This window comes from Moorena sp. SIO3E8, from assembly GCF_010692445.1.
In the GTDB taxonomy this organism is placed as follows: Bacteria; Cyanobacteriota; Cyanobacteriia; order Cyanobacteriales; family Coleofasciculaceae; genus Moorena; species Moorena bouillonii.
The window spans coordinates 1-17,322 of sequence record NZ_JAAHHM010000077.1 but is presented as its reverse complement, the minus strand read 5'-3'; the positions used below and the strand labels follow the sequence as shown (position 1 = coordinate 17,322).

At 42.5% G+C, this 17,322-nt stretch carries 18 protein-coding genes; 14 read left to right on the top strand and 4 right to left on the bottom strand.

Translation table 11 applies throughout. The annotated features are described in order from the left end of the window. Positions 1–337: 337 nt before the first annotated feature. On the bottom strand, positions 338–2,101 hold the full coding sequence (locus F6K46_RS25920; protein ID WP_366510800.1) for an ABC transporter ATP-binding protein: 1,764 nt from the start codon (positions 2,099–2,101) through the stop codon (positions 338–340). An 849-nt stretch (positions 2,102–2,950) separates the two neighbouring features. On the opposite strand from F6K46_RS25920, the gene rimM reads away from it, so the two are divergent. The 8 genes from rimM to F6K46_RS25880 all read left to right on the top strand — a co-directional run bounded on the left by rimM (position 2,951) and on the right by F6K46_RS25880 (position 8,590). Beyond that, complete coding sequence (rimM, locus tag F6K46_RS25915) at positions 2,951–3,580, top strand: ribosome maturation factor RimM (RefSeq protein WP_293064169.1); 630 nt, start codon at positions 2,951–2,953, stop codon at positions 3,578–3,580. A gap of 486 nt (positions 3,581–4,066) precedes the next feature. Then, complete coding sequence (locus tag F6K46_RS25910) at positions 4,067–4,873, top strand: alpha/beta fold hydrolase (protein WP_366510801.1); 807 nt, start codon at positions 4,067–4,069, stop codon at positions 4,871–4,873. Between the two features lie 818 nt (positions 4,874–5,691). Further along, the gene (locus F6K46_RS25905) at positions 5,692–6,234 is read left to right on the top strand and encodes a hypothetical protein (protein WP_075906149.1); all 543 of its coding nucleotides are present in this window, start codon (positions 5,692–5,694) and stop codon (positions 6,232–6,234) included. Then, on the top strand, positions 6,219–7,001 hold the full coding sequence (locus F6K46_RS25900; RefSeq protein ID WP_070393372.1) for an ABC transporter ATP-binding protein: 783 nt from the start codon (positions 6,219–6,221) through the stop codon (positions 6,999–7,001). Before F6K46_RS25905 ends, F6K46_RS25900 begins: the two co-directional genes overlap by 16 nt. Before the next feature lie 116 nt (positions 7,002–7,117). Beyond that, complete coding sequence (locus F6K46_RS25895) at positions 7,118–7,243, top strand: hypothetical protein (protein ID WP_293064160.1); 126 nt, start codon at positions 7,118–7,120, stop codon at positions 7,241–7,243. A 254-nt stretch (positions 7,244–7,497) separates the two neighbouring features. Further along, a complete protein-coding gene (locus tag F6K46_RS25890; RefSeq protein WP_267876591.1) occupies positions 7,498–7,629 on the top strand; it encodes a hypothetical protein in 132 nt (43 codons plus the stop codon). Further along, positions 7,623–8,159 carry an NADPH-dependent FMN reductase gene (locus F6K46_RS25885; protein WP_070393371.1) on the top strand — a complete coding sequence of 179 codons (537 nt, stop codon included), beginning with the start codon at positions 7,623–7,625 and terminating at the stop codon, positions 8,157–8,159. Before F6K46_RS25890 ends, F6K46_RS25885 begins: the two co-directional genes overlap by 7 nt. A gap of 242 nt (positions 8,160–8,401) precedes the next feature. Beyond that, positions 8,402–8,590 carry a hypothetical protein gene (locus tag F6K46_RS25880; protein ID WP_070393370.1) on the top strand — a complete coding sequence of 63 codons (189 nt, stop codon included), beginning with the start codon at positions 8,402–8,404 and terminating at the stop codon, positions 8,588–8,590. Between the two features lie 103 nt (positions 8,591–8,693). Here the strand turns inward: F6K46_RS25880 and F6K46_RS25875 are convergent, their stop codons facing one another. Then, positions 8,694–9,395: a Crp/Fnr family transcriptional regulator gene (locus F6K46_RS25875; RefSeq protein ID WP_293064155.1), complete on the bottom strand. Its 702-nt coding sequence runs from the start codon at positions 9,393–9,395 to the stop codon at positions 8,694–8,696. Positions 9,396–9,438: 43 nt separating this feature from the next. Here F6K46_RS25875 and F6K46_RS25870 point away from each other — a divergent pair, with 43 nt between their 5' ends. From F6K46_RS25870 to trpE, 3 genes are all read left to right on the top strand, one after another. Further along, complete coding sequence (locus F6K46_RS25870) at positions 9,439–10,410, top strand: DALR anticodon-binding domain-containing protein (RefSeq protein ID WP_293117486.1); 972 nt, start codon at positions 9,439–9,441, stop codon at positions 10,408–10,410. A 552-nt stretch (positions 10,411–10,962) separates the two neighbouring features. Continuing rightward, the gene (locus tag F6K46_RS25865) at positions 10,963–11,388 is read left to right on the top strand and encodes a photosystem I reaction center subunit II PsaD (protein WP_070393367.1); all 426 of its coding nucleotides are present in this window, start codon (positions 10,963–10,965) and stop codon (positions 11,386–11,388) included. Positions 11,389–11,482: 94 nt separating this feature from the next. Beyond that, entirely contained in the window at positions 11,483–13,015 is a 1,533-nt protein-coding gene (gene trpE, locus F6K46_RS25860; RefSeq protein ID WP_075900214.1) for an anthranilate synthase component I, read from the top strand. A gap of 81 nt (positions 13,016–13,096) precedes the next feature. On the opposite strand, the gene F6K46_RS25855 is transcribed toward trpE, so the two are convergent. Next, complete coding sequence (locus F6K46_RS25855) at positions 13,097–13,339, bottom strand: FeoA family protein (protein WP_293064151.1); 243 nt, start codon at positions 13,337–13,339, stop codon at positions 13,097–13,099. A gap of 578 nt (positions 13,340–13,917) precedes the next feature. On the opposite strand from F6K46_RS25855, the gene crtA reads away from it, so the two are divergent. The 3 genes from crtA to F6K46_RS25840 all read left to right on the top strand — a co-directional run bounded on the left by crtA (position 13,918) and on the right by F6K46_RS25840 (position 16,459). Continuing rightward, positions 13,918–14,763 carry a cyanoexosortase A gene (crtA, locus tag F6K46_RS25850; protein WP_293064148.1) on the top strand — a complete coding sequence of 282 codons (846 nt, stop codon included), beginning with the start codon at positions 13,918–13,920 and terminating at the stop codon, positions 14,761–14,763. A 298-nt stretch (positions 14,764–15,061) separates the two neighbouring features. Then, a complete protein-coding gene (locus F6K46_RS25845; RefSeq protein WP_229424412.1) occupies positions 15,062–15,667 on the top strand; it encodes a cyanoexosortase A system-associated protein in 606 nt (201 codons plus the stop codon). Between the two features lie 48 nt (positions 15,668–15,715). After that, complete coding sequence (locus F6K46_RS25840) at positions 15,716–16,459, top strand: HpsJ family protein (protein ID WP_075900208.1); 744 nt, start codon at positions 15,716–15,718, stop codon at positions 16,457–16,459. 362 nt (positions 16,460–16,821) lie between these two features. Here the strand turns inward: F6K46_RS25840 and F6K46_RS25835 are convergent, their stop codons facing one another. Continuing rightward, positions 16,822–16,989 (bottom strand): hypothetical protein, encoded by a 168-nt coding sequence (locus tag F6K46_RS25835; protein ID WP_293064142.1) that lies wholly within the window; start codon positions 16,987–16,989, stop codon positions 16,822–16,824. Positions 16,990–17,322: the final 333 nt, after the last annotated feature.

Below are 17,322 nucleotides of genomic sequence, written 5' to 3'. Positions count from 1 at the left end.
TTAGGAGCAGGTTTGATATTGCAGCTGAAGTCCCCCTTTTTAAGGGAAATTTAGGTGCAGCTGAAGTCCCCCTTTTTAAGGGAAATTTAGGTGCAGCTGAAGTCCCCCTTTTTAAGGGAAATTTAGGTGCAGCTGAAGTCCCCCTTTTTAAGGGAAATTTAGGTGCAGCTGAAGTCCCCCTTTTTAAGGGAAATTTAGGTGCAGCTGAAGTCCCCCTTTTTAAGGGGGATTTAGGTGCAGCTGAAGTCCCCCTTTTTAAGGGGGATTTAGGGGGATCTCTTTGCACCTCATGGGAGAGAGAATTGCTATAACTAACCTGCTCCTGCGTCTTTCCAATTCAAAAATTAAAGCTTTGTTCATTTAAAATTATGTCTTGATAAGTACCTGACTTAACTAAACGACCTTGATCGAGTAAATAGATACAATCACAATGTTCAATCGTGGAGAGACGATGGGCAATGATAATCATCGTTTTAGTGCCATTCAACGATTTAATTGCTTCATTAACCAAGTATTCAGTTTCATTATCTAGTGCAGAAGTCGCCTCATCTAGGACTAAAATTTCCCTTTGATGGTAAAGTGCGCGAGCAATTCCTATCCGCTGACGTTGACCACCAGATAAACGCACTCCCCGTTCACCAACAACAGAGTTAACTCCCTCAGGCAATTCCTCAACAAACTCCGCAAGTTGAGCAGATTGCATAGCCTGATCTAATCGTTCTCGATCAATCAAATGCTTTGGAATACCAAAGGCAATATTTCCTTCGATTGTGTCATCTATGAGAAAAATCGACTGTGGGATGTAGCCAATTAAATTTTGCCAGGAACGCAGATTATTATATATCGATTTACCATTGTACCTAATCTCACCACTTTCAGGAGCTAACAGACCTAAAATAACATCAACTAATGTTGTCTTACCTGAGCCTGATTTACCGATTAAAGCAATAGATTGACCTTTGTTAATAGTCAACGATATATTCATAATAGTAGGGTCTAAAACCTTGGGATAGCGGTAGGTAATTCTATCAATTTCGATGTGATTATCCTGGTGTGATAGACTTCTATTAACGTCAATGGAGTTGACAAAATCCCTGAATTGAGATGAGGGAGTATTAGGCTTGGATAGGGCAGATAAATCTGATAAATATGTAGGCTCAAAAATTTCCTCTACTTCAATATCTTCTAACTCTTTTAAATCCAAGTATATTTTATTAATCGAATAGCTGGCGTTTCGCATCAAAGCAATATTAGATGTTAAATGACTAAATGCTGGAATCATACGTACGGAAGCCAAAGCGAAAATACCTAAAACTTGGATAATATTTTCTGTCCCAAGGTTAAAGACTAAGACTATAGATACAAAAGCTACTAAAAATGTCACTAAAATCGCTTCAATTATAATGCGAGGCAAAGCTTGAAACGTATGAAAGGATGTCATGCCATTAACCAGTTTATCGACTTGATCATTCATTTGCTTTTCAAAGTAAGATTCGCAACCAATAATTCGTGTTTCTTTTAATCCTCCAAGGCTATGATTTATGATGCGAATCATTTCTTCCTTAGATTGAGATACCTTTTTTCCCCATTCGGAAATTTTGTCTTTAAATTGGTATATAATTCCTAAGGGAATTAGTAAAATCAAGGCTAGAGTGATTGTTGCGATTGGATCGGTGATTATTAGTAAAACAACTAAAAATACTATAATAATAAAACTAGCTACGGTTTTTAGGAAAGGAATCATGAATTTTACACTAAAAACTCCAGAGTCTTCCAAAACCGTGTTGATCAAAAAAGCCGTATTTTTCCTAAGATGAAATGTGTAAGGAGCTACCAAGTAGGCATGGAGCAAATTTGAGGATAGTTCACCGTACTGAGTAAAGCTAAATTTAAAGATATATTTTTGAGCTTGGAAACTTAATAAGGATTTAGTCCAGAAGGCAAGAATAATGATTAAACCTAGCAAGGCAATAAACTGAACTTCATAAGTTAAACCTAACTTGGCATAAACCCAATGCAGCCGAGAATTTAGTTCAATCAACCTTGGGTTAGTAGCTAACCCCATAAATGGCCCGACAAGTCCAATACCTACAGTATCCAAGAGGGAGCTTAGTAAGATTAATAACAGAAGAGGGATTAGTCGGAGTTTTCTTTCTCCGAGAATGTATAAAAAATTTGACAAATAGCTAACCATTTGGTATGTAAATTATTAGGATGATAAAGGAATAATTTAGTGTAATTCAGCTTTATGATGCAGTCAAAGATATGATTGAGATTGGTCAAATCTAGACAATTGTCCTAGTCCACTGCCATTGCCGGCATCAAGAGAAGCTCGACAATCTCAATCCCTTCCATAAAGCCATTCAGCTCTCGAAGGTGAGCTAATGCCGAATTGCGTTGATTGAAGCAACTCTGATTAGACTGTTAGCATCTATAACGTTTATAAAAGAGTTTTTAAAATCCAGAAGCCCACAAGCCCTGTTAGTGTCGGCATCCTGTCTAGGTTATACTTACTCTAAAATATATTGATAATTTTTATAATTAAATTGTTTATTATTTTCCTAGGAAAAAACGAGTAATTTCATAGATTTTAATTGCCCTTAATTTAGCCAGAATAGTAATTGATAGATTGAGGAAACATATTAGCCGATTTTATTGGAAAATTTATAGACAATTCTACTGGCAATTTATAGTGTGTTTTCTATTATTTTTTCTGAGCAAAATGCCGGTAATCAGGATAAAATAAAATGACAGGTCCGCGCTATCCACGCTCTCGGACCGGTTTAGGGATGATGGTACTATAGCGCTACGGGCAAGTCAGCAAGGTTCTTGCGTCAGAAGTCAAAAGTAAGCTATGACTAAGTTTGCTGAGTTTAGGAATGTCCTAAGCTTAATGCGTAGTGCTATACCTTGCCCTTAGTGCTTAGTTCACTTACCTAAAAATGCTCAAATGACCAATGACGACTGGCTAGAAATCGGTAGAATTGTTTCCCCCCATGGGCTAAAAGGAGAGTTGCGAGTCTATCCCAGTTCTGACTTTCCCGAGAGGTTTGAGGAGCCAGGACAGCGCTGGTTAAAACCACCACGGGATAATCCACCCCAACCCGTAGAATTACTTTGGGGACGTTTTGTCCCTGCTAAAGGGTTATATGTTGTGCAGCTAAAGGGGGTAGACAACCGGGATCAGGCAGAGGCGTTGCGCGGTTATCAACTGTTGGTACCAGCCAGCGATCGCCCAGAGTTAGAGGAAGATGAGTATCACATCTTAGACTTGATTGACCTTGAAGTCTTTAATCAACTCACTGGTGAAGCTGTGGGAGTAGTCGTAGATGTGATCCCAGCTGGTAATGACCTTTTGAAAGTCAAATTGCAATCTTCAGTGCAACCCCCCCCAACCGATGCGGAAACTGCACCACCCACTCGAACTAGCAAGAAACGCCAATCCAAGGCTAAGAAGCAACCACAGCCAGCAACGGTGTTGATTCCGTTTGTGAAAGCGATCGCACCAGTGGTCGATCTCGAAAATGGTCGGATTGAGATTACGCCTCCTGCCGGTTTACTAGAAGTCAATCAACCTTAAGTCATAAATAATTCTAATGGATCTATAATTTTGCAGCCAGATTTGGCAGCCAGTAAAATCTCCCCTTCATCCCTTCATTTGCATAGGAAGTTCTCCTTGTGAGGGCGATAAGCGCCCCGAAATCCTGATCAGCTCTAGCTTTCAGGTCACTATTATCCCAAATTATACAATGCGCGATATCGTCACTTACATCGCCACTTACCAAGGCGGGGTTAAGTGAAATCCTCCTGGGAGTCGAAAGCTGATATTGAAGTCTTGACCTAATCAATCCTTGCTAGGTCATGTTTAATCGTCTTTTAATACCAGCTTTTATTATAACTAATTTATCATCCAGAATCAACTTATTCCTTAAATGTTTAGTAATATTAAAATGAGTAGGTTAATTAAAGTTAACATAAAGCTGTGTCTACACAAACTTCAATATCACACCACACGACGGAAAACCATGTTTGGAACTGGCAAGGTAACCAGATTGAATACACCGTAATGGGGACTGGTAAGCCTCTACTGTTGGTTCATGGTTTTGGGGCATCCATTGGACATTGGCGCAAGAATATTCCTGTCCTAGCCGCAGGGGGTTATCGAGTGTTTGCCATCGATCTGCTGGGATTCGGAGGTTCTGATAAACCTGCCTTATCCTACACCGTAGAGTTGTGGCAACAACAAATAAAGGACTTTTGGGATACCTACATCAACGAACCTACCGTATTTATCGGTAACTCCATTGGTGCTCTGTTAAGTCTGATGGTGGTAACAAACTATCCTGAGATTGCTGCTGGTGGTGTCTTAATTAATTGTGCTGGTGGACTCAATCACCGCCCTGAAGAGCTAAATCTACCTTTGCGGTTGGTGATGGGAGCTTTTACCAGGTTAGTGAACTCTCCAACCTTTGGACCGTTCCTGTTTAACCGTATCCGCCAGAAAAATCGGATCCGCAGCACCCTCCGTCAAGTCTACTGTGACTCAGATGCCATTACAGAGGAACTTGTAGAGTTAATCTACCAGCCTGCTTGTGATCCCGGTGCTCAAAAGGTATTTGCATCAGTTCTTACTGCTCCTCCTGGTCCTGCACCTAGTGAACTTTTACCGAAGTTACAAATTCCTCTACTCATTCTTTGGGGAGAAGAAGACCCTTGGACACCGATTTCTGGTGCTACCATCTTCCAAAAACAGAGTCATCAGGGTAAAGACGTAAAATTTGTAGGGATTCCTAAGGCTGGTCACTGCCCTCATGACGAAAACCCAGAGTCCGTAAATTCACTGATTCTCGATTGGTTGTCATCTCGCTGGTGAAATAGAAAAGGAAGTCATTAGGGTCAAGCACGTAAGTAAGAAAGGTAAACGTTAACATTTACAGCTATTGATAATACTGAAGATTACCCCTGTAACCCAAGAGACGATTACGTAAATTCACTGATTATAGATTGGCTTTTTTACGGATATAAATAATAATAAGCAATATCCCTGAAGCCATGAAAATAGTATCGGTGATTAGCCGTAAGCACATAGTGATTATGGAATCAACAGCTAGATTTTCGGTGCATAGATTGTTAGAGCGAATCCATGTGAAGTAACCGAAATTGAATGAGTATAAGCTATGTACGTGTTATTACTGATGACCGGAGCAGGAACAGTTAATTTAACTGCTTCTTCAACAGGTTTGAATGATTTAGATATTCTTAAGAAAGCCTTTGTCAGGGTAAGATTGCTCAAATAACCTGCTAGGGTGCCTCTGAAATCAAAATCAGGTAAAGCTCTTGCACTATTCCCCAGAAGTATTTAAGTGAATTCACGGCAAGCTTTTTGAACTCTTGCTGATTCTTAAAGATTGTTTAAGTGGTTGTCGCGACGTCTTTATTGTCAAGAAATATCACAATTTAGAAGAAACCCAACTTGGCTTCCAAGCGTTACGAATTTAACGCGGAAGCTTTAACTCTTTTGTTGCCAACATAGGATTTACAGAGTCAGGGGGTTAACCCCCCCATAGATGATGGGACTATTAGGGAGACTATATCACTTATCCTCTACTAATAGTTGTGAATAAATTGTGAATGCAGAAGTTCTATAAGAATTCTTAGGAGGTCATGTATGGACAGGAGGAGATCATAATAATGACAATTGAAGAATTAGCCAAGGGCTATATGACAGCTCCAGCCTATGAAGCTCCTATATCGTTAGTTAAAGAGTTTCGTCAATTTGTGATTGACTTAGCAAAGGTAGAACTGCAAGGGGTCAATTTTGAGTACGTTGACTACCAACCCTACTTTCGAGGAGCAGATCTATGTCTGAATGACATCAAAGCGGACTTTGAACAAGGAAATGTTAAAATCAGCGCCCAATATAATGAATCAGATCTACTAGGTAAGGACGTCAACTTAATTTACCGATGTATTCATGAAAGGCATCACGTTAAACTAGATGTGGACTTTGGCTGGGAAGGCGAGTGCGCCATTGCTGCTCACATTATGTCCTTTACGGACAACCTGTTGTTTAAGCAACTTCTGTATAGCGAGGGGTTAGGACAAGTGGCTGTGCGCCTGCATACAGGAGAATTTCCTGATGACCAAAAAGTCGTTCTCTTTGATGAAGAGGTTATACATTGTATGGAGAAGACAATGAAAAATGTCAGAAATATCCGATGCCAGAACCACTAATTGAACTGAAGGGAGTGAGCAAATCGTTTGGGAGCAATGTCATTTTGAATCAGTTGGATCTAAAAATTTATCAGGGTGATGCCCTAGTCATTATTGGTCCTTCTGGAACCGGAAAATCAACAATTCTTCGGATTATTGCTGGCTTACTACCTGCTGATGTCGGTGAAGTTTATGTTAAAGGGCAACGGCGCTCCGGTTTAATAGAAGATGCTCAAGACCCCATTGGCATTGGTATGGTATTTCAGCAGGCAGCGTTGTTTGACTCGCTGACCGTGGAAGAGAATGTGGGTTTCTTGCTTTACCAGCACTCTAAACTACCACATCATCGAATTCGGAAATTAGTCAATCAAAGTCTGGAAATGGTAGGGTTATCTGGTATTGGAGACCGCTACCCAGCTGAGTTATCAGGAGGTATGCGCAAACGAGTCAGTTTTGCCCGTGCTATCATTTCCAATCCCGATAATCCCAGGGACAACCCAGAGGTATTACTCTACGACGAACCAACCGCTGGACTTGACCCGATCGCCTCAACAGTAATTGAAGATTTAGTACGCCAGATACAACGGGACGAAAACGCTTGTAGTACTTACCTAATGGTCACCCATCAGGAGAGCACAATTCGCCGCACCGCTGACCGGGTTGTTTTTCTCTACAAAGGCAAAGTACAGTGGTCCGGCAGCGTTGGGGAGATAGATACCACAGATAATCCTCTAGTGCAGCAATTCTTTAGTGCCAGTACCACCGGTCCAATTCAAGTAATAGGTTGACTCTAGATCAGAAGACTGTTTTTATTCATTAATTTGGTTAGGTTCGTTGGCTAATGGTTGAATGGCTTTAGGCATAAGGGCTGTAGCTTGAATAGTTCGTTGGCTAAGGGGCTCTAATGACTAGTCAACGACCAGGACCTGTGTTAGCCATTCCGGCTGATCTCGATGCCCTGTCGATTAAACAACAAAATGATCAGGTGCGCGAACGGGCGCGCACCTATGGGTTATCGGTCACAGCATGATGGTCGAATGTATGCTTGCGGTCCTGGGCGGACATACTCCGATCTGCCACAAAAGGAGTTTGACAAAGTTGCTCCCAACTTGCTAGACTAAACGTAGTCATAACGAGTACGCATAAAACGTCTGTCTTTGATAATTGGTAGCTTTGACGAGAACACATGACAACTTGCTCTACTCAAACACTCAGCACATGCGCATTCGCGCACGCGATCGCGTTCAGCTTGCTTGACCCTTGACAGTCAAGCAGACTCAGCATATGCGCATTCGCGCACGCGATCGCGTTCAGCATATGCGCATTCGCGCACGCGATCGCGTTCAGAAATCAGTACTCAGCACTCAGCACTCAGCACTCAGCACTATAGTTAAACAGAGGTTAGTGAGATGGTGAACATTGTTGGAATTAGTGGTAGTTTACGTCCTCAATCCTATAGCTATCAGGCTCTAAAGCATGCTATAGACCGAGTTAAAGCTAATGGTGCATCCACTGAAATCCTCGACTTGCGTCAGATGCAATTACCATTTTGCAGTGGTGATAGTGACTATGCAGACTATCCAGATGTCACCCGATTACAAGAAACCGTGAAGCAAGCCGATGGCTTAATTCTGGCAACACCGGAATATCACGGTAGTGTCAGTGGTGTACTTAAAAATGCCCTAGATTTGATGAGTTTTGAACATCTCGAAGGGAAAGTTACCGGTTTGATTAGTGTATTGGGGGGTCAGTCGAATAGTAACGCTCTCAATGACCTACGGATAATTATGCGCTGGGTACATAGTTGGGTGATTCCAGAGCAAATTGCAATTGGTCAGGCTTGGAAAGCTTTTGGTGAAGATGGCAAGCTTTTGGATAAAAAACTTTCCGAGCGCTTCGATAAATTTGCTGACAGTTTGGTAGCAAATACTCAGAAGTTAAGGTAAGCTCAAATCCGGTTAGGGACTTGGGTGTAAAAAAAATACCAATTAAAGTAGGGTGGCCAAAGTATAGCAATTCTCATTTTGAGGCGCGCACTACCATGGGAATTTAATTCTTAAGGTGCGACCCGTGGCGAATTTAAGAATTAGATGCGGAAAACGCACAAAGAGCAGAAAGCGCACCTATTCGGTTTTAGGGAGCAGAGGACTAAGGTCGTGGGCCACGCTTTCGGGCAAAGCCTAACGCTGTGCAAACGCGAACGGAGGAGCTAGTAGCGCTGCATCGCTTTGTGCCTCGAATTTGGCAATTTGGAAATACCATTACACCCATTGCTATAAAAAAAACTGGCTGTGTTGTGAAGGGTGCTACCCCTCACAGCACAGCCAAGCTGATCATCAATTACGGCACAGGATGGCTGATTTGTGCGATCTGTTAGGTATGTATTTATTAAAAACCAATTTAGCATGGCTGTGTTGCCAGTTTGGCAGTAAATTAGATTTCCACTGCACTTACTCGAAGACAAGTATCTATAAGTGTACCTAATTAGGAGTTATCTTAGGTACTGAGTCACCTGATAAGCAAATTAAATTATCCTTATGAGTGTTGATGATTCCCCGTTGGCGAAGCTTTCCTATCAAGCGAGTGACAGTCACGCGGGTGGAGCCAATGGCACTACCGATTTGTGCGTGAGTTAAGGGAAATGGTAAGCAGTAACCTTGTTCACACGGTTCCCCGAACTCTTCAACCAAGAGTATCAGAAATCCCAAGAGCCGATCAATGGTTCGTCGCTGTCCTAAGGTACTCAGCCACAGGAGTTTGCGTTGATGCTGAAGCCTAAATGCATCTAATATCTCTCGTCGGAAGTGTGGCCAGTTGTCTAAGTCATCCCAGTACATCCATACCACAGCAGTTTGCTCAACGTGAGAGTAAGCCTGAAGTGTGAAGGGTGAAAGGGCAACAATTTCAAAGGGCTGACCCGCACCAATGAATCCTAAAAACGCTTCTTCCATATTCTGATGGGAGCATTGAGATTCAGAACAATTGGGGCTAGCACTGACTTGAGAAGTACCCACCAAACGGATTGCCCCCCGCTCTACCAAATACAACAACCCAGGACGGGTAGGAATCCGCTCATCTTTGCTAAACGTCCTATAACGGTAGTGTTCCTGTCCCCAATCTAAGATCCTTTGCCAAGTTACAAAGGGTCGGGATACCTCTAATGGGTCGGATGGTGAATACATAAGCTCCGAGCCTGATGGATACACAAGTTTATCTAGATCTTACATGGAGTCCAAAGTAACAAAAAATACCTTGAGGATTAGCTCATGGCGCGTAAATTTGTCAGGTAATTCTGCTGCCCTGAGATCTCGATTACAAGAACAGATATCCAGAGCAATGGTATATTCTGGTATTCCCCAGTTGATATTGGAAACGATTCCTTTAGAACGCTGCTCAGATAATACTGGTGTAGCATATCGCTCAGCGATCGCTCTCAAGCTTTCTCGCGCCATGCAGCAAAGTCCTCTAGCCATTGCTCATCAGTTAACTGTATCTTTGCCAACCATAACTCAAGATGGTGGGAAACAAAACTTGATCGAATTCGAGGTTGAAGTAGCTCCCCCAGGCTGGATTAATTTTTGGCTGACAGATCAGGGGTTAGCAACTTGGTTACAAGATTGGATTCAACCTTCAACAGACACGCTGATTAGCTTTCGCCCTCAACAAGGTCAAAAGAATCTCTTGCCCTACTTAGAACTTAGCAATCAGCAATCAGCACTCTTGACACAAGATACTTCCAAGATCTTTAGAGTTCAGTATGCCCATGCTCGTTGCTGCTCACTCCTGCGCTTGGCTCATCGCCAGGGCTTAATCCAGATTCAGAGTATGGACTTGAAAACCTCTAGGGGACTGATAGTTGTGCCAGATCCAATTCCCTGGTTAAAAGACGACCTAGGAACACAGACAAATCAGCAGCTTATACAGTTGCTCCATCCAGCAGAAAGACTTTTGATTGGTCAAATCATGGACTTGACAGACTACTTTAGTGGAACCGAATCAAAGAATTGGCTAAAACTGGCAAGTTCTGTGAGCAATGCTTTTGAGCAGTTCTACCGTAGCTGTCGCATTTGGGGGGAGGTCAAACACCAGACCCCTAGGCTGGCTCAAGCCAGGTTAGGATTAGTGGGGGTAACTCAAGTAGTCTTGCGATCGCTTCTAGAAGAGCAACTGGGTGTCCCTGCACCAGGTGAACTTTGACCGAAAAAAAAATTTTGCCAAAGGGGTTGACAAATCCAGAAAGCTTTCGGTATATTTACGGATGTGTGAGGAGCGAACCAGTCAGGGAACCGAGACGAAACACGGCCAGTCGTCGGTTCCCTTTCTGATTTAATTACCTGATTTAGTTATGTAATTTAATTGGCGGAGGCAGAGCCCACCAGTAGCAAAGCTGGCTAGATACCGAAACACGGGCTCTGTGAGCTAAGCAAATAATTGACCTCAAAACAATAGCAGGGTTTGGCGAGACCGACCCACGGATAAGGGTAGGGAGATGTGGATGGTTTCATGTCACTCCCTTGACGGGTCACAAGGATTTATTTTGTGTGTTTTTGTTAGTTATTATTGGTCATTGCTTCTTTGTAATCAGCCGGAAGTATCATGGCAGCAAAAATGATCAATGACTAAGACCAATGACTAAAATCACGAATAGCTAAAGAACTGTTACAGTTCTTGACAAAGTAGCCAGACAGGTATGAACTCGATGATAGTATTCCCTTGAATGCCTTATTACAGACACGAGAAAAAAACACTATGGCAGAAGAACTGACGGGAAAAACTCCCATATTTGGTGGTAGCACTGGCGGATTGCTGACCAAAGCTGAAGTTGAAGAAAAATACGCTATCACCTGGACAAGCTCAAAAGAGCAAGTGTTTGAAATGCCTACTGGTGGCGCTGCCATCATGAATGAAGGGGAAAACTTGCTCTACTTAGCTCGTAAGGAACAGTGTCTGGCATTGGGAACCCAACTGCGGACATTTAAGCCCAGAATCGAAGACTATAAAATTTACCGGATTTATCCCAATGGTGAAACCCAGTTTCTGCATCCCGCAGATGGGGTATTCCCAGAGAAAGTCAACGAAGGGCGTCCCTATGCAGGGAAAATGGACCGCAATATTGGCAGCAACCCAGAACCTGCAACTATCAAGTTCAGTGGGAAGGCAACTTACGAGGTTTAATGAATCAGTGATAAGGTAAAGGGGAAAAAGTTGAACGTTGTGACCAACAGTTTCAGCTGTTTGCCGAATTTTCAACCTTGAGCTGAGAAAGACCATGATTTTCCCAGATTTTTCCCAATTTTCAACCGTAGCTCAACAAGGTAATTTTGTACCGGTAACCCAGGAGTGGGTGGCGGATTTAGAAACGCCAGTTTCTGCCTGGTATAAGGTATGTGCTGGTCAACCCTACAGCTTCTTGTTGGAATCGGTAGAAGGTGGTGAAAATCTGGGACGTTACAGTTTACTAGGTTGTGACCCCCTGTGGGTATTGGAAACTAGGGGAAATCGCACGACTCAGACCAACCGGGATGGGTCAGTAACAGTATTTCAGGGAGACCCCTTTGAAACCTTAGGGAATTGTCTGAAATCCTATCAACCTGTAAAGTTAGCCCAATTGCCTCCAGGAATAGGCGGTTTGTTCGGTTTCTGGGGTTATGAGTTAATTCGTTATTGTGAATCCCGTGTGCCAATTTATCCTATACAGTCCAATGACTTACCCGATGGATTGTGGATGCAAGTGGACAACCTGATTATTTTTGATCAGGTCAAGCGTAAGATTTGGGTGATCGCTTATGCTGATTTACGACAGGCCCAAGGAGATTTAGAGGCAGCCTATCAAAAAGCATGCGATCGCGTTCGTACTCTGGTCAACAAACTGCAAGGGCAGTTCTTAGGTAAGGACAAGTTACTCAAATGGAAACCTCCAGAGAGTGCTACTCAAGAACTGTCTTATATAAGCAATACAGACAAGTCCCAGTTTTGCGCTAATGTCGAAAAAGCGAAAGACTATATCCGAGCTGGGGATATCTTTCAGGTGGTATTGTCCCAGCGCCTCTCGACAGAATACAAGGGTGACCCTTTTGGCCTTTACCGTTCCCTAAGGCTGATTAATCCCTCACCCTACATGGCATATTTTAACTTTCGGGACTGGCAAATCATTGGATCTAGCCCGGAGGTAATGGTAAAGGCAACAGCTTCCCCAGAGGAAAAAATCCAGGCAACGTTACGACCAATTGCTGGAACTCGACGTCGGGGTCAAACTCCTATTGAAGACGAAGCTCTAGCTCAGGAGTTACTCGAAGATCCAAAGGAAATTGCCGAACACATTATGTTGGTTGACCTGGGTCGCAATGACTTGGGTCGTGTGTGCAAGAGTGGTACAGTCAGAGTGGATCAACTGATGCTCATTGAGCGCTACTCCCACGTCATGCACATTGTTAGCAATGTAGTAGGGGAGCTGGATGCTACTAAAACAGCTTGGGATTTACTGAAAGCTTGTTTCCCTGCGGGGACAGTGAGTGGAGCCCCCAAAATTCGGGCAATGGAAATCATTCAGGAACTGGAACCAGAACGTCGCGGGCCTTACTCCGGTGTCTATGGCTGGTACGATTTTGAAGGTCAGCTCAATAGTGCGATCGCAATCAGGACTATGGTAGTTCGCCCATCTGGTTCTGGTAAACATACCGTGTCAGTGCAAGCTGGTGCGGGCTTGGTAGCAGATTCTGACCCAGAAAAAGAATATCAAGAAACTCTCAATAAAGCTAGAGGGTTACTAGAGGCTATCCGCTGTTTAACCTTTGAGGAGTAAGCTATCAGCTAGGTGCGCCCCTGCAGGGAAGGGGAGGATAATAGCGTACTGCTAACATCGCCCCTAACAGCTAACCGCTAACTATTCCTTGACAGGGTTAACGACAATCATGCTAGCTTCTTGCCGTCGGATAGCTACTTCTGTGGTGGAACCAACTCGAATGTGTAACGGTCCCCCAAACCAGGCTGAGCGCAACACTTGTACCTGTCTATCCGGAATAATGCCAATTGCTTCTAGTCGATTGGCGAGACCTTCGATCTGCAAACCTATCTGAACTTTCTCGATAATGGCAAGCTTTCCAGGTTTTAATTCCGCTAAAGTCATTTAATTCACTATTAATAGTTTGTTTGATAAAATTTCCTCTATTTGCAGGCTGAGGGATTTACCCCCTGAGGATCTGGGGATATATCAATCATTAAAAATTATCTTTAGCATATAAATATTATTTTGTCAATTTATTTGAATAAACTGGTGTTATAGTCAAATCCCCAAAGGTACAGCTGTTGGATAAATCAACCAATTAAGCAAAAAATAGTCCTGAGTGGGAGAGTTTTGAGTGGAAGAATAGAACAAGCACTAATTTGTCATATATTTTAGTTTACCAAAGAATTAAAAATTACACAAATAAGCACGCTTTAGACTTTGGAAATGACTCTAATAAATAGTTTTTTTTTAAATAGTGCTAGTTATAATATAACTTAAAATAGTTAATTAATTAGCAATGAGTTGCTAGGGTAAATAGTATAAAAAATTAATTTATAATAGACTATTTAAAACCCCATAGTTATTATCAATTTAAAAAAAAAGCTGACCATTATATATATTTTTTTTAGCTTAGTCAGGGAAACTATGAAAGAGTCTTAGTCTGACGTCTCCGATTATGGTAATATTGCTACATCACGATGAAAGCTACTCATTTTGCAACCATTACACACCTTAAAAATTACCAATATTGGCTAGTAGGTATAGCAGCTGGGTTAATAGCAATTCAATTGACTCTGGCTGACAGGAGTAACATTGCTGATTTACTAAGTACAAGTTTTTTATTTTGGGTGGCTGTGTCTTACATGGTATGGGAAAAACGCCATACCTTGGACCTAGAAAGTGATATTTTTTCTGGCGTTTTAGGGTCATTATTAATTGGGTTAGTACTGTTGCGATCTACATTTGTATCAGGCTATGACATTTTTATCCGCTTTTCTCCTTTGATTTCAGTATTGGGTTTGGGACTGCTGGCATCTGGAGTGAAGGGATTAAAGCAATATTGGCAGCACCTTACTATATTTTTATGTCTCGCTATACCATCTGGATTGCCAACATTACTGATTGATGTATCCACATTAACTGCTAAGTTTTCTGGATTGATCCTTTGGTACTCAGGATTTGAAGTCTCTAGGCAAGGGGTTTATTTAATCCTGCCAACCGGAGGAATAGAAGTAAATCCCGGCTGTTCTGGCGTCAGTTCTATGCTTCAGTTGTTGGGAATATCGTTATTATTCTTATTTATGTTCCCTACTAGCCGGGTTCAAAAATTTTTGGTACCAATGATAGCTATTTTAGTAGGATTTATTGTTAATTCTATTCGAGTTAGCCTGATGGCTATTTTAGTCGCTTATTATAGTTATGAATCCTTTGAATATTGGCATTTTGGAGATGGTTCAATGATCTTTTCATTGGCTGCTGTCATTATTTTCGGTTTCTTCTGCAATTTTATACTTCAACAGAATGCACCAAAGACTGAAGATTAAGCCACTAACCTAAAGTCTAAGTATTAGGCATTATTAGATATTAGCTATAAAAAAAGCAGATCAGGGCTAGGTAGTAATAAAGTTGTGCTTCATAGGCTTGTTAGAACCTTAGAGCAATTCAACCATTAGCCTAAACTCTAGAGCGTAGAACCTTAAACCTCATAAACACCCAGGGCTTCTAGTCCCAAGAATGTCCTAGACCTGCAAGCCTTTTACCTTTTGCCTTGATGTCATGCTCGATTGGAAATCACTACGTATTTGGCTGCTAGCTTTTGTTTTTGGGGCTACTTTATCAGTTATGGGCAAAGTAATTTGGTATCCAACTACAAGCGCTCGTCCCATCACCCCTTTTGAATTTCCAGCTACAGTTCCCTTACCAGAATGGCAGCCTCTGGAAAGTCAAGGTTTGACTGGTCAAACGGCTGTTGATAAAACACTACAAGCTGGCAAGCACTATCGATATATTCAGAATGATTTACCTCTAGATATAAAGATGCGCTATTTAGTTCAGAGCGGGGGTGATATTAATAAATTCCTTCAAAAGTACATAGGGATTGAACCTGCTAGTCAAGAATTAATAGTGTCACGCCAGCAGAAAAAAATAGGTTTTCATCGCTTATTTGTGTACCAAGAGCGGGCTTACCTCAGTTCTTGTATCAACCCCCGGGGTGGCAGTACAGTCACCAGTTATCAGTTCAAGAAAAATCGGGATATTTACGATGTACGCTCCCGTCGCCTGCTGCTATGGTTACTGGGTCAGGTAAAGCTACAAGACAACCGTTGTCTGTGGGCTCATCTTTCTATTCCTCTAGAGAATTCTTCCCCTGAAGCTGCCTATCAAGTGCTGGAAAATGTTTGGCCTGACTGGTACGACTGGTGGTATTTACACTTTCCTAAACCTTGAGGTAAGGTTTACGACAATCGTGTCCTATTATGAAGGAATATTTAATATATGACTAAATTAGATGGCAATAAATTGACTGAATCCGTAGAGGATATACGGCAGTTTAACTTTTCTGTTCTAAGGTCTGCGACTCTGTTGCACTGGATAGGTTATGGCCTTTTAGTGCTAACTGTATTTGACGTAGTTGAAACGTTGATCCCACCAAACTTTATGAATCCTGCCTGGGAATTACAGACTATAGGGGCATTGGTGGAACGGGTGCCTGTACCTTTACTCGGCTTAGCCCTGGTGTTTTATGGAGAGCGCCATGGGCGCGAGAGATGGGAAGTCCTGGTTGTGAAGGTTTTATCCTGGTTAGCTTTGGTGCTGGGAGTGCTATATTTCTTGCTGATTCCTTTGGGAATTATTAACACAGTGCGGATTAATAAACAAGCCAGTACTCAAATTACTACTCAAGTTAACCGAGGGATGACCCAATTCCAACAAGTTAAAGAAGCTTTGGAAAAAGTAAATACAGAAGCGGAGATGGAAAAACTTTTGGCAAGCCTGAGTAGTGAAGGTCGCACTCCGGATATCAATAATTCTCAAGAATTGGAGAGGGTGAAAGAACAGCTCGCTTCATTCATTGCTCGTGGTGAGCAGAGGATACAAAACCAAGCTCAATCGAGTTTATCGTCTCGTCGTCTGGGTCTGTTTAAAAGTGCTGTCAAATGGAATTTAGGAGCTTTGGTGTCTGGAGCTTTGTTTATTACTATCTGGAAGTCTACCCCCTGGGCGAGACGAAAGGGTTGACACTCCCCGCCCTGAAAGTGCGGGGATTCTTAGATCTATGACCGGCCTTAAACCTTTCGCCGTAGGCGACGCTTCGCGAACGCATCCTTGCGGCAGTACCTAAACCGAAATCCCGTCAAGACTAAGATTTTAGTTTAGTTTACGCGCATACCCAGCGGGCTGGTCTCCCTAAGCGTTGAGCTACTTTTTGAGAAGTGCCTTATAAAGTCCGTTGCTTCTCTGTTTCACTTGGTTCCGGCGTGCCGGAGACGAAACCTTAGAAGAGTGGAGCCTTAATAAAAAAGTTTTCACCCTTTTATGCATAGCCTGTAACCCTTAAAGGCTCCACTCTTCTTACGGTAACTTCTAACCCCGCCGTACCATTATTTTCTCAAGTTGTGTCTTGCTGGGTTCACACACCGATTGGTAGTCGTTCGCGTAGCGTGGCCATAGGCCAATGATTGGGTTTTTAGCGATGCAGCGCGGTCTTGGGGGTTTCCCCCACTCGCTATTGCATCAAGAAAGGAGGATTTTCCCTGCCCTCCGGGCATTACTACTTTAAGGTCAATAAGTTACGGGTCTCTCTCCCGGCTCAGCCATCGCCAAAGGCGACGCTACGCGAACGGTTTTTCAGCCTGTACCCTATACTTTAATTATACTATGGCGCTATAAAAGTGTCAACTAAAAGCCGTCCTAGAAGGCCCTTTCAAGGGTATGTTTTTTAGATTTGGGCATTCGCCTAGGTATTACTCAACAGAAATACATTTTGAAACCCAAACCCCAGGAAGGATTTGAGTATTCAATAAAAATCATTAAGTGACGAATTCTGCTTGATGGCTATCCCCTGACGGGGCGATGGCTGAGACACTTGCACCAACTTGAAA